This window comes from Phocaeicola sp. HCN-6420, from assembly GCF_037890145.1.
GTDB lineage: Bacteria > Bacteroidota > Bacteroidia > Bacteroidales > Bacteroidaceae > Phocaeicola.
Map to the genome: position 1 here is coordinate 13,133 of NZ_JBBKBJ010000028.1, position 13,619 is coordinate 26,751.

Below are 13,619 nucleotides of genomic sequence, written 5' to 3' on the forward strand. Positions count from 1 at the left end.
TCGCAAAGCTCCACGCATATGCTGTGCTCCACGTTTGTGAGTGCAAAGATAAGGCACGGCAATCTAAAAACAAGCGTTTTCAATTTCTGTGGCAGTATGTTGCCGGGGTTTGCCGACTTCAACGCCAAAAACAACAAGAAAAACTTGCACGACTGCAACGAATACATGAACAATGATGAGTTGAGAAATACGTTGAAGTTCTCACAACTATCTCGGTATGCAAATAAGCAAGCCACAACTAAATTGCCACGTTACACCCAATCAGTTGCATGGCTGCACTCAGTACACTTACTTTGCACCCGACAATCGGTCAATGGTGCAAACCGTGACCACTATACTAACAAATAAAACAGCATAAGCTATGGCAAGAACAAAAGATGTAGTCTTGGCTCCTGAGCAAAAGGAGCTGATGGAAAAAGAGTATTTGGATTTTGTTAAACCATCTACGTATGGCAACAAAGCCAATCCAAGTAGTTGTAATTCTCTCTATGATGATGTAGAGAACCCAGAGTTGAGAGCAATTGTAGAGAAAGTTGCAGCAACAACTCCCTATAGAGAGGAAACATCACCGAATGAGGCTCAATCGCCACCGAATCCGCTGAAGCGCATCAGTGGCAAGCAGCGCAAGGCAACATTAGAGGAGTATCAGCAGACCTTCCTCCAAGTTCCAAGGATTGACGACCGCAAGCCGGTCTTCGTCAGTTCCGATGTACGAGACCGTCTTGACCGTGTCGTCCGCATCCTCGGAGGGAGACGCATGAGCGTATCGGGCATCATCGAGAACATCGTGCGCCACCACCTAAGCCTTTATGAAGAGGACTTCGAGGCTTGGCGCAAATTGTGAGAATTAAGGTCTGCGACCTTGGACGTGGATAGCTGAAAGGCTGTAGTTCCAACTAACGTGTTCTGAGAGGGAGCGAGGTTATGTTTTGGGAACCCCAAAACGCCTCGCTCCACCATGAGGGCGGAGGATTTTTGCTCCCGACGGTCGCAGAAAGTAAGTGTACCAACTGTAAACAGTATATCGAATGGCAAGCATACAGGAACAGAATAGGAAAAAGGGCGGAAGACCGCCTACGGGCAGGGTTCGCAAGCTGTCGAAGTCTGTCACGGTGAAGTTCTCGAAGCCAAGCTACGAGGCACTGAGACTGAGGGCGAGAAAAGCCAACCGCAAGTTGGCGGAGTATATCCGAGAGTCCGCCTTGAATGGCGAGGTGGTCAGCGGACACAACGCTGAGACGATAGCCATCGCTAAGAATCTCATAGGCATGGCGAACAACCTCAACCAACTTACCAAGCTGTCGCATCAGAGAGGTTTCCACGAAACCCATGTGTATGTGGTGGACTTGTTGAGAAGATTGAAATCCATCCTTGGCGAGTATCGCCAAGCAAGTCCAAAATCGAAGCCATGCGGAATAGGCAGAAAGGAGGATGCTACATGATAGGCAAGCTAAAGAAGGGCAGCTCATTTGCTGGTTGCATCCGCTATGTTACAGGCAAGGACGAGGCGAAAATCCTTGCCTCTGATGGTGTGTTACTCGGCACGAATGCCGAGATGACGCAAAGTTTCGAGCTACAAAGGCAACTAAATCCAAGGATTAAGAAGCCTGTGGGGCACATAGCTTTGAGCTTCAAGCCCGAGGACAAGCCACGTTTGACGGATGAATTCATGGCTAAGATAGCCCTTGAATACATGCAGATGATGGGGATAAAAGATACTCAATTCATCATCGTAAGGCATCACAACACGGACAATCCACATTGCCATATCGTGTACAATCGCATCAATAATGAGGCAAACTCATATCAGACGCCCACGATTACAGGCGTAATGAGCAAGTGACCAAGGCTCTAAAATCCAAGTATGGATTGACTTACGGAACGGACAAGAGCAAGACTAACACTCGCAAATTACGCAATGCCGAGCGAGCCAAATACGAGATTCACAATGCCGTCAATGATGCTTTGAAAGTCGCAGATAGCTGGCAAAAGTTCAAGAGTGGGCTTGAAAAACGAGGTGTTCACCTGGAGCTTGTCTATAAGGACAAGGAGTGGAGCAAGGTTCAAGGCATCCGTTTCTGCAAGGATGGATATAGCTTCAAGGGTACGCAGATTAGCCGAGACTATAGCTTTGGCAAACTGAATGCAAGATTTGAGGGAACGGAGAACCATGTATCAGCAAGAGCCATTTCTACTCAACAATATGAGCAAGGTAGTTTCAAGGACGAGCTGTTGTCATTCATGTCGGAGAACAGCCAAAACCCATGGAATGGTATTTCTTCCATTGGACTTTTTGCTCCAGCCAATGCTCAGACCTTTGAGCAATTCCCAGAGGATGAATCATCCAAGAAGAAAAAGAAGAAACGCAGAAGAGGCTTTAGTCTTTGATGCAAGTTACAAACCATTCAAACAACAAAAGAAATATGAAAGAAGAACTATTGGAAGCCATCTACGGCACAGTTGAGAGATTGGAGCAGAAAGTCGATGAACTTTCTGCCTCACCTAAGAACGCAGGAGCGGAAACAGTTCTCAGCCCTGCAAGTGTTGATACAAGCAAACTTGAAAAAGCCATCCTTTCTGTATCCGCAAGAGAAGAGGAAACTATTGGCAAATTAGCAAAATTAAGAGAGGCGATATGCGTCTATATCGACCTTACCAAGAAAGAAGTAAGCAAAGAGGAACAGCGAAGTAAACTCTTGTTTGATACCATTAATCAGGTGAAACAAGAACTGAATGACACATCAAAAGTTGTGCAGGACAAACTTCACGCAATAGGTTATACACCTCAAAAGAAGGTTGTCACCCACCGCTTAGAACCAACTTCAAAGTATGTTCTTCTTTTCATCGGGGGCTTGGCTCTATCCCTTATCTTCTCTATTTGGGGCAATCTCACCCAATGGCGAGAGCACCAAGATTGGGAGGAGGCAGACTTGAAGTATCGGGCATTGAAGATGGTTCTTCCATCTGACGACCCCAATGTTCGATACATCGAAAAGAACTTCTCTGTATGCCCTAATAAAGAAGTTATAGAGAATGTGAGAGCTCATGTAAATACTTACGAGGACTCAATTCGCTACCATATCGAAATGATACAGATGGCAGCAATTAAAGATAGCATTGCTAATAGCCTATTTAAAGAGGCGAATGAAATTAAAAAGAAAATTAATAAGAAATAATAGACAACGACCATCGGCTACAAGCGCATCCTTTGCTTCGATAAAGTAAAGACGAACGGTCTCCGTATCGTGTTTGATAGTGCAAGAACTTGTCCAATGCATCAGCAACATAGCAGAATCCTGACTTTTCATTAACTCTCAACTGTTCATTCGTGTCCGTGATGCCACTCGTTTGACATTGCGGACACTTTTTATTTTTATGATGGCTATGAAGAAGAAATAGATAATTATAGCAGTTTTGGTTATCTCACTTGTTGCATCTTATATCTTATGTGATACGAAACAAAATGATGCCGATATTGATTCCGTTAAAGCCGAAGAATATACGGCAGTCTAAGAAAACAGTATTGACTTGGATTCCATTGCAGGAACATATTGCGGTGTGTTGCCACCTAATGTTGAAACAACACTCACACTAAATGAAGATGGAACGTATTGCTTGAAGCAGGAATCTACAAACGATTCGGATAGTAGTGAAGTGTTGAACGGTATCTTCAAAGTGCTTGACGGCAGTATTCTGATGTTAGAACATTTGTCAAGTGGTTATAATATATTTTACAAGATAAAGAATGATAGTTGCATTATCTAATAGATTCATTTGGGAATGAGCCAAGAAGCGCAAAGACCGGTGTACTGAAGAAAAAATAATAAAAATAAAACCCGTGGGTTGTTGTGTCTCACTCACGGATTTTATTGATATTTTCTCCTAACTAATTATATATTCTTTTTATAGCAAAAATCTTTATAATTAAGGCTCTTGTAATTTCCTACTAGACTTTTCATCACACTTATAATGTAAATTTCCAGAAGAATCTGTATAAAAATACTTTATTATATTTACTTTAGCTCCCATCCCGTTATGTCTTATTACATATTGAGTGTTTGGTAATAGCCTTATATAGGAAGGATTATACCGAAATTCTTGCTTATAAGAAGACGATTCTATCGCTTTAAATTTCTTTGATATTCTTTTTTTTAAACAAATAGTATCCACCTCTCGACATGTTCCCTTTGTCCGCAAAAAGAAGTCATATGTATAAGATTTGCTAAAGCTATCTAATGGCTCAATAGAAAAATGCAACAGATTGTAAATATAAAAAGTCTGTTCCTTTTCATTGAATTCTACATCATGATTGTCACATGAACAAATCAAAAATAAACACATGAAAATTTCTATTATATATTTCATTCTCAAAAATCTATTGTGAATAGCCAAATCTTGACCATTCTTGTTAAACTTGTTTATTAAGACATTTTTTATATTGGGCGGTATTCACCAATTGTGAAACCGCCCAATTTGAGGTGTCTATAACAGGGTTTCATACAAATCTTTTTCTTCTATCGCAAAATTGAAGAAAATCAGATTCCAATATAAAACAACACTTTGTTACATAAAAAATGAAAAGTTCAAAAATCATTCACTTTCCTTATTCTTGTTTTGGACAGAAAATTCTTTCCACCAGAATTCTAAAGTTTTTATTTTTACCGATTCTGTTTTTTTACTTTTCAACAAAGAATCAATAGATGTATTGTGTCTCTTTTTAACAAATCGATTAAAACTATTAAATGTTTCTGTCCCATATTCAGCCTCTACTTCTCGTGGGGCATGGTCGTGGCTTAACGTTTTTATATACCCCCATATGGTTTTCATCAAGTACGTTCCTGTATCATTATCTCTGGCAATTTGCTTGATGTGACTAACTTCATGAGAAAATTCTTGCAACCAAAGTTCATAATCCTGTCCTCCTTCATTGTCATTTAGATAATATGGGGAGACAAGAATACGAACATTATTTGCTGAATTTCCAAGTGTTATGCAATTGCCAGATGGCTGATATTTGAACTCTAAAAGATCAGCATTTTTTATGTGTTCTATTGGAACACCAGAAACCAAAGACAACACATAAGCCGCAGACTCCGTGAATTTGTAATATGTTTCTTTCGCTGTATATGATACTACAGTGTTAGATATGCCAACAGCTTGAACTCTTTTAACATCTCGTGTATACTGTCTTACAAATTCTGTAGGGAATAGACCCTTTATATCTATATGGGTAATAGGTGAGTCGTAACAATATGTATATGCTCCCCAATGGACATATTTTTCAGCTAAAGGATCTACACTAATCCACAAACTCAACCTCGGGTCATAGTACCTCGCCCCATAGTAATACAATCCCGTCTCTTCATCGAATTCCTTCGCATTGAAAAGATAAGGCGTATTCCAAATGTTATTGCGCTCCTCAACGAATACTTCACCGAAAGGTACATACTCGATATGCTGCACTACCTCACCATCAAGATTGGTAATGTAACTACTGCTACCCAAATGGTCAGGGTGGTAGTAGAACTGCATCTTCTCGTATGCGTCGCCTTCTTGGAAGTTGTTCTTTGCAGCTCTCGCTAAAGCTCGTGTCTGAGCAGCCTCCAAGCTGCCGTCATTGCAGCAGAAGCCCTTGCCATCGACATAGTCGTTGTTGTCCTCGCCATTGTACGGCACTGCAAAGGTTGCATAATTATCCTTGATAACCTGCAACTGCCCGGTATATTTAGCTTTATAATCAACAGACAAGCCATCAGTCTCACTACCTGCATACTGGATGCGGCGTGGGTCTGATCCGTAAGAGTCGAAGTCTCCAATCTTGCTGACTACACGCTGACTACCAATATAGATATGCTTGGTATAGCGTCCGCCTTGGTTGGCAACGAGGTAAGGAGATACATACAATGAGAACTTGGCGGTGTTCGTGCGACCTCCAGCAAACTCTGAGTTCACATAAACCTGGTCACTCTCACCTGATGTCTTCACCGTACGCTCACCATCTGCATCATACCAATAGTTGGTCACGAAGCCATTGTCATCAGAAGCAAGAAGACGGTTCTCCTCATCCCATTTGAGTTTGCGTTCCGTGGTCTTCTCGTCAGTCATGCCATCCTTCTTTGTACGGCTTGTATTGACATAGACAAGATTACCGTTGGCATCATACTCATAGGCATGATTGTTGTTCACATTCTCGCTCTCTGAAGGCGTCTCCTCCGTGCGGTAGTTCACATCCTTCACATTGGCGAGTTGGAACTTCTTGCCTGTCTCTGTTCCATAGGTGTATGACAAATCATAACCAACATTCAATGTACCGTTGAACTGCACATTGTTCTGCGTGAGAATCTGACGCTTCGATGTGATACGGTGCATGTTGTCGTAACCCATCGCAAGAGTGTAGCTTGCGGTCTTGTTGTCCGCACCTGTATATGTACCAGTTGCACCAACAAGACGGTAGAGGGCATCGTATGTATAGGTATGCGCCATCTGTCCGCCAGCCTTTCCACTCTGTGGAACTGACGCACTGTTTACCACGCTGAGCACATTGCTCACCGCATCGTATGTATAGGCATTGTCCATAATGGTGTTGCCACCACTATTCGCCGTGAGGTTCTGCAATCTGCGACGCTGTGGATCGTAGGTGTAGAAGGTCTCAGCACCGTTGCAATACTTCAAGTATGTGCGCTGCTCGAACTTGTCATAGCCAATCTTGCTTACATAATCGTAGCCGTATGACTTGTAGCCATGAACCTTTTCAAGCTGACCACCGAGATTGTAAGAGTAAGTAATCTTCTCCTCATCAGGATAAATCATCTCCAACAGGCGGTTGTGGCTGTCGTATGTCCATTGTGTGACATAAGTAGCAATCGCCTGGTTAGGCACAATCATCGTGCGGCGGGTCTTGGTGACTTCGCCCATCTTGCCATAGAAATACTCAATGGCACCCGTTCCGTCCTCGCGGAGCATCAACCTACCGATACGGTTCTGAGAGGCATTGCGACCACCATAGTAATACTTCACGTTGTTCTCCGGGTGGTCAGGATAGTTGATACCCGTCAGACGCTGATAGTCATAATCGTAGGTGATGAACTTGCCTTCCTTTGCAAGGTTGGCAGTCTGCTTGGTCAGCACATTGCCGAGCGCATCGTATGTGAAGCTGGTGATGCCGCTTGCAGGATGGTTCACCTCAGTACGGCGGTCGCCCATGTCGTAAGTGGAGGTTGTTACGTTACCCTCCGTGTCGGTAACACGAACAAGACGCTGTATGCCATCATACTCAAACGAGGTGGTAATCTCGCCGTCAGGACCGCTCTTCTGGATGGTCTTCAAGGTCTTGCCACTGCCATTGGTATGGGTAGCCTGAACATTATGGAGTGCGTCTGTTACGGTTGTAACAAGTGCATGACTGCCGTTGTCAACAGTATATGCCGTAGTTGTCGTAGAGTTGTCCGGCAATGTCACTGAGGTAGCACGGTCGAGCACGTCATAAACAGTAACCGTTGGAGATACATTGTCAAATGACTTGTTGAACGTTGATTTCGATCCGGTTCCTTCCGTTGTAGGATAGAAAGCCTTTGCCACACGTCCGAAAGCGTCATACACGTTTCTTCCGCTGACTATCATCACGTTCTCATCCTTGGCAGAGTTGCCCTTGGATGCACTTGTCACAACACCGTCCTTCTTCACCTGCACGGCTCTTCCGAAGCCGTCAACGAAAGTAACGGTCTCCAAGTCATCGTTAGGATGCTGGATGTCGTAGTGCTTGGTCACGGCGTATGCAGGAGCGGTAATGCCACTCTCATTGAATGTAGCCAATGGCTGATACTCAAAGGCGATGGCATAAGGCACGCCCGTAGCCAACTCGTTAGGACCACGCACGCCAGTGATGCGACCGAGGTCATCTACATCAGTCTCATAATAGAAGTTGTTGAGGTCACGATGCTCCTTGGCTATACCATAGCGATAGTCAAAATTGCCTTGCTCGCTGCGGTAGCCCCACGCATCGTCAATACGCTCCACATACATGTTCATCTCTGGCTCATAGCGGTACTTGTACCACATGCGCTGTCCCTTACCGTTGGCAGGGAGGGTCTTCTGGATGATGTTGCCGTAAGAGTCGTACTTGTAATCAGTAACTGCCGCACCGTCATTCAACTGCTGCGTAATCTGGGTGATGTGGTTGGCATAGTTGGTGTTGTACTTTGCCGTAACATGATGGTAGAGTGAGCCGTCACCACCTGTAACAGTAACATCAACAGGAAGTCCGAAGATGTGCTTCACTGCATTGTCCGTATATTTGATAGCAGTCGCATAATCGAACTTGCCGTTTCCGTCCTCACCAAGGCTTCCCTTGTCGCTGTACTTATAAGACTTCAGTTCACCATGGTAGCCATTGAGGTAGTACTCATTCCATGCCTCGGATGTAACCACGCCATTTGCCGCACCCTCATACTGCAAGTTGGCGGTATAGCGGAGAGGTACGAATGCAGATGCACGGTCGCTCCAGAGGTTGGCGTCACGCTTGGCGAAGGTGTACTTGTCACCGTCGGCAGTCATATAATAACTGTCGTAGCGATTCTTAGTCTCCGTGTATTTGTTGCCGTTGGCATCCTCCACGGAAGTAGCGGTAACATTGCCCTGCGTGTAGTAGTTGGCAACATCGTAGTTCTCAACAGCCTGTCTGTAAACAGAATTGCCTTTCTCCGTGTCGAGGTTCTTGGTGATGACCTCACCGAAACCGAGGAACTCACGCTCATGGCGGTCACGCTTTCCGTCCTTATACTCAAAGGCGGTTGTCATGACAGGACCGTCGTCATGGATTCCGTCGTCAATCGTCAAGGCTGACATGACCCACTTTCCACCAGGAAGACCGTAGGTCGGAGTGGTGTGGGCATAGTCCAAAGTGAATGTTCCGCCCAAGGAATTGGTGACAGACTTCAACATGTTGGTTCTGCCAATGGCAGAGCGTGTAACCTTCAACTCGCTTTCCTTCTCAGACTCAACGATGTCAAGATAGCCGTCACCGTCCACATCCTGCAAGGAGTATGTAGGGCGGTTGATGCTGTGGGAGGTGGAAGCGCCAGGGTTGGTTGAAATCTTTACAGTCAATAAATTGAATGTTACTGTGAAAGCTGCATTTACAGATTCTGCTGTTGATGCTGATTCACTAAGTGCATTCGCTCCCTTCCAACTGATAGGCTCATCAAAGCCGTTACCAGTGTTGAGGGCAACAGTGATACCATTTCCGTTCTTCCATACCTTGTCTGGAAGACCATCGGAGTTGATGTCGATAAGATTGTATTCCTCCTCATTTTCAGAGGTAACGATGCCAAAGCCTGCGGAGAAACTGCCGGAGGCCTTGTTGATACCAGTTCCAACACCAAGATTATACGAAAGACTCTTGCCGCTTTGGATGCGGTCAAGTTCCCAGTCAATAGGCTCGGTAAAGGCATAGCCAAGATTTAATCTCACCTTCTTGTCGGAAAGAATCTTGTCAGGTAGTCCATCGCCATTAATATCTATGAACGATTCTACAGCTTCATCCGTATTCTTCGGCGCACTGCCGGAAATGGAGAATTGAGCCAACCATGAACTCTGTTGGTTCTGTGCGGAAGACTTGCTTCCGGAGATAAGTTTTGTAATATCGGACACAGAAGCTACTGGATTGCCACCATATCCCCATGCCTCAGAAGCATTGTCAGAGTTATTAGCTCCGATACCCTTGTAGATTTCTCCACTTAATCCACCTTGTGAATTGGTGTATTGGATAGTACCACCAGCAATGATGTCAGGGAATCCGTCACCGTTCATATCCATCATGGCAACTTCCGTCTTGGAACTGCCATTTGCATTGTTATGGGTAATGCCACGTGCACCACCTTGCACAACGGTACTCTTGCTTGATACCACTTGGCTTACAGCTGCCGCACCAGTACCCTGCAAATATTTACCTGCAAGTCCTGACACTTCAGCATTATTATCCAATGGATTGGTAAGGAGTACATCCTGTTCTGTCAATCGGGCTGTACTTGCCTCGGTTGCAGTAAGATAGATGTCCTGTCGCTGACCGACCCACTTGTCCATAGAAGTCTGGTCTGTACCCAATGGAGTGAATGCCATCGTGAGAGGGTCAACCTTGTCGTTCTCGTTTTCAGGCAATTTCAGCAATGACTCGTCAATAGGCTTTGCATATCTGCCCTCTGCCGAGTTATAAACAAAACCTCCCCAGCCACGGTAAAGCATACCGAAGCCAAGATTGTCATTCTCAGCATAGAATCCAGCAAGCACATTCTCTGTTACGAGACCTGCCGCATCTTTCAGAATGGAAACAGAGGCTGAAGTAACAGTTTCATTAGAGATTGCTGCCGGATAGCTGTATTCAAACCAGATGTTCTTTCCTGCAGTAGTTGCAAATCGCAGAGTATCGGCTTTCAAGATGCCATTCTCGATATTGAAAGACTTCTTGCCAACAAGTGCATCCTCTGTCTTGGCGGTCAAAGTAATCTGACCGTTGATAGAATTGTCTGAAAGGGTAAGCACTGGTGACACAACCATAATTGTATCAGTCGCTGTGGTCAAGTATGGCTTGCCCTCTGCCAAGGCATTTGCAAATGTCTTGTAGTGTGCAGGAACGGCTATCGTCTGTTCTATATTGGCAGAGTCCTTATAAGTCACGGAAGCTTGCCAACCAATGCTCTTCCAATCTACATTTGAGGTGGATGAAATCTCAAAGCTGAAATTGGTCAGTTTTTCTGTATTTTCCAGACTGATGTTGAGTGAATCGCCATTGAAAGTCTCATTAGCCTTTAATGTACGAGCAAAGACCGTCTTCTCGATATAGTTCGGGTTGTCGTTTCCGTCACTGTCTTTCTTTTCATTGCTGCCGATGATGCTGAGAACAACATCGTCGGTTGTTACAGGCTTGTGGAAGGCACTGTGAACTTCAACGCTTGATCCATTCTCCACATTGGCAGAGGTGTTCACATCATAGATGGCACCATCCTCAGGCTTGTACTCCGTTGAAGAAAGACCATTAGGCAAAGTCATTGCCTCGCCAGCGTATGTAATGGTTGGTGACCAGTTGACCTTGTCAAAGAAACCATTGCTTGTTTCCTCAGAGCCAGACTGCACACGGAAATAGATCCTGTCATCCCGCTTGACGGCAACAGATGATACGGCTGCGCTGTATGGACTGTTGTCACCCTTGGCTATCGTCTTGTTCCAAAGTTCATTGCCACCCTTTTGAATGGCAACCCTCACACCATCAGCTTTCTGGTATTCGTCAGCGTCATAGTCACCAGTCGGAGCGACAAGGCTCACTTGCCCTGCCACGCTGACAGTTCCATCCTTTGGCGCTTGCCATACACGCACAATATCCTCCATAGGGGAGTTCCTGATGGCTTCCGCCTGCTCATCCTTACTGACCTCCATGACGGAAGTGTCAACCTTGCCACCATAGATGATTGGGCTTGGCGTGTCGGCACTGCTCAATGTAAACGTAGGCACGGCATTGCCAGATCCGTCAAACTCCAAATGGTTGAAATATACCTTGCCATTGGAAACGAGGTCAACAAGTCCGTCACCGTTGATGTCGCTGAAATACTGAGTGGTCTTGGTCTTGGTGGTTGACTTGTCCGTTCCGACAACGGCAGTCAGGACATTCCAACCGACAACGGCATTCGCACCGAAAGTGTTGGTAGAACTTTTGGTTGTCGAGAAGTTACTGATGCCCTTTACCTTGACAGGCTCACCATATACGACTTCTCCGTTGTCTGTCTTAATCTGTGGACGATAATATACAGAACCACCGGACTTATATACCTTGTCAGGAAGTCCGTCACCGTTCAAGTCAACGAGTGCGGAAAGTCCCTTGCTCGTGTCGCTTGAATAGCTGTATGAGCCACCCACGGTATTGCCTTTCCAGGGACTTCCGTCCACGACACCCACACCTGCATAGAACGAACCGCTCACGGAAGAGCTTGTCGTACCGCCAAGTGCAGTTGGCTTGTCGCTGAAGCGCTTGCTGACAGCCTTTAAAGGATTGACGAAACCAGCGTCAAGTCCGTCATCGTGCGTGTTCCATTTCTCGGAATCATCCTTGAACGGAACATATCCCTTTTCAGCCTGGACATCATCATAATAGTCAAAGTTCTGGAAAGCCACTTCCTTTCCTGTGTTGTCATACTGTCTGACACCTGTGAGCATTTCCTTGTGGAATGCACCTTCCTTGTAGTCAAAGGCATAGCTGCGCAATGTCTCGCCCTGGAAATTCACGGTCACTTTCTCCAACAGCTTGTTGGAGGAGGCGAGGAATCCATAGCGGGCATTGTTGGTCTTTACCTGCTTTACCTTGTTGCCATCAAAGAGTACAACGGTGTGCGGTTCCTGTCCTGCATTACCTGCGTGAACCTCCTTCAGATATGCAGCCTTGGCCTTCAAGCCGCCACGCACATCCTCATCCACGATGTCATACACATATTCTATATAGTCACCGTGGAGTTCCTCGACACGTTTCAGCTTCCATTCGGCAATCACCTCACGGGTATTGCCCGAAGCATCGGTGACATTGCCCTTTACAACAGCTCCGTCACCACCATAGATGTACTTGACACCCTGCTTGTCTGTAACCTCCCAATAATAGTTGGCAGGACTGTCACCCTTGCGGATGATACGGCTGAAATCACCGCCTTGGCGGGTGTAGAACTGGCGGTCAGCCTTTCTGTTCATCTTCTCGCCACGGTGTGCGACTCCCATCTGTCCGTTGTCATCCATAGTGGATAGCATTGAACCGGACAAGAGATAAGTCTCCGTCTCTTTTGACTGGTCATAACGAGGCACGCCCCACCGGGTGTCAAGCGTAATGCTTGGCACGCTGACGTTCCAACCCTCGCCAAGCCAACCGCTACCGCCCTCGCTGCTGTACTGCAAGCCAAGGCTTGGCTGCATGCCGTTTCGTGCTGGCGGCATCTCGAACGGGTACTGCAGGTTGGCAGAGCCACGGTTGTTTGCGCTTGGAGGCGCAATGACATTGAGCTTCGCCGTCGGGTCTGCCGCCTTGATGTCGTTCATCATCGTCGGGGCAAAGCCTTCTGTCTGCGGTGACTCCGGGGCCTGTATCACGCCGTTGATCATGTCGGTGAAGTGGGTCGTCTTTGAAACGACACACTCTTCCTTCTTGTCCACACGCACACGCTCCAACGCAACCCAATGCTTCTCGGCCGGGTCGTAGTAATAGGTACGGATGTCGTCCTCGGTATAGCCGCTTGGTATTCTCGTGCGGTCATACTTTATCTTGACAGTCGCGCCCTCGCCTGTGAAGTGTGTTCCGTGAGGGAGAAAACGGTAGCCATGTCCTCCTGCCGTGACGTTGGTCATGGCAAAGTCAAGCTCAGGAACATTTTCCTCTCCGATAGAGTTCACGGAAAGGCTTCTGTTCCGAATGAGGTCTTTCTGAAGAACGACCAGTTTGCTACCTCCTACGGAGATACTGTCAGAGACACCCTTCTTGAAGAGTTTTCTCACGGCTGTCCCGTCCTTTGCCGAAAGGGACAGTGTGGCGGCAAGCAGTAAAACCAATGCCCACGCCACCTTCTGTATATAATTCTTCATGCGTATCTTCCTTT

General features: G+C 46.0%; 6 protein-coding genes and 1 pseudogene. 6 read left to right on the forward strand and 1 reads right to left on the reverse strand.

Features of this window, described 5'->3' with window-relative positions; all coding sequences use genetic code 11:
• Positions 1-96 precede the first annotated feature (96 nt).
• From WKT12_RS13370 to WKT12_RS13395, 6 genes and pseudogenes are all read left to right on the forward strand, one after another.
• The gene (locus tag WKT12_RS13370) at positions 97-348 is read left to right on the forward strand and encodes a hypothetical protein (protein ID WP_237474045.1); all 252 of its coding nucleotides are present in this window, start codon (positions 97-99) and stop codon (positions 346-348) included.
• Positions 349-361: 13 nt separating this feature from the next.
• Positions 362-844: a DUF3408 domain-containing protein gene (locus tag WKT12_RS13375; protein WP_295405211.1), complete on the forward strand. Its 483-nt coding sequence runs from the start codon at positions 362-364 to the stop codon at positions 842-844.
• A 184-nt stretch (positions 845-1,028) separates the two neighbouring features.
• A complete protein-coding gene (locus WKT12_RS13380; protein WP_153137449.1) occupies positions 1,029-1,442 on the forward strand; it encodes a plasmid mobilization protein in 414 nt (137 codons plus the stop codon).
• Positions 1,439-2,388, forward strand: a pseudogene (locus WKT12_RS13385) (relaxase/mobilization nuclease domain-containing protein). The gene WKT12_RS13380 and the pseudogene WKT12_RS13385 overlap by 4 nt, the downstream one beginning before the upstream one ends.
• Before the next feature lie 35 nt (positions 2,389-2,423).
• Positions 2,424-3,176 carry a hypothetical protein gene (locus WKT12_RS13390; protein ID WP_118082134.1) on the forward strand — a complete coding sequence of 251 codons (753 nt, stop codon included), beginning with the start codon at positions 2,424-2,426 and terminating at the stop codon, positions 3,174-3,176.
• Between the two features lie 352 nt (positions 3,177-3,528).
• Complete coding sequence (locus tag WKT12_RS13395) at positions 3,529-3,765, forward strand: copper resistance protein NlpE N-terminal domain-containing protein (RefSeq protein ID WP_233550548.1); 237 nt, start codon at positions 3,529-3,531, stop codon at positions 3,763-3,765.
• 825 nt (positions 3,766-4,590) lie between these two features.
• Here WKT12_RS13395 and WKT12_RS13400 read toward each other — a convergent pair.
• The gene (locus WKT12_RS13400) at positions 4,591-13,605 is read right to left on the reverse strand and encodes a SpvB/TcaC N-terminal domain-containing protein (RefSeq protein WP_340319986.1); all 9,015 of its coding nucleotides are present in this window, start codon (positions 13,603-13,605) and stop codon (positions 4,591-4,593) included.
• Positions 13,606-13,619: the final 14 nt, after the last annotated feature.

Bases quoted from the DNA above. Each gene is read 5' to 3' on its own strand.
- WKT12_RS13390 (WP_118082134.1), top strand. From the start codon at position 2,424: ATGAAAGAAGAACTATTGGAAGCCATCTACGGCACAGTTGAGAGATTG.
- WKT12_RS13400 (WP_340319986.1), bottom strand. From the start codon at position 13,605: ATGAAGAATTATATACAGAAGGTGGCGTGGGCATTGGTTTTACTGCTT.
- WKT12_RS13370 (WP_237474045.1), top strand. From the start codon at position 97: ATGTTGCCGGGGTTTGCCGACTTCAACGCCAAAAACAACAAGAAAAAC.
- WKT12_RS13375 (WP_295405211.1), top strand. From the start codon at position 362: ATGGCAAGAACAAAAGATGTAGTCTTGGCTCCTGAGCAAAAGGAGCTG.
- WKT12_RS13380 (WP_153137449.1), top strand. From the start codon at position 1,029: ATGGCAAGCATACAGGAACAGAATAGGAAAAAGGGCGGAAGACCGCCT.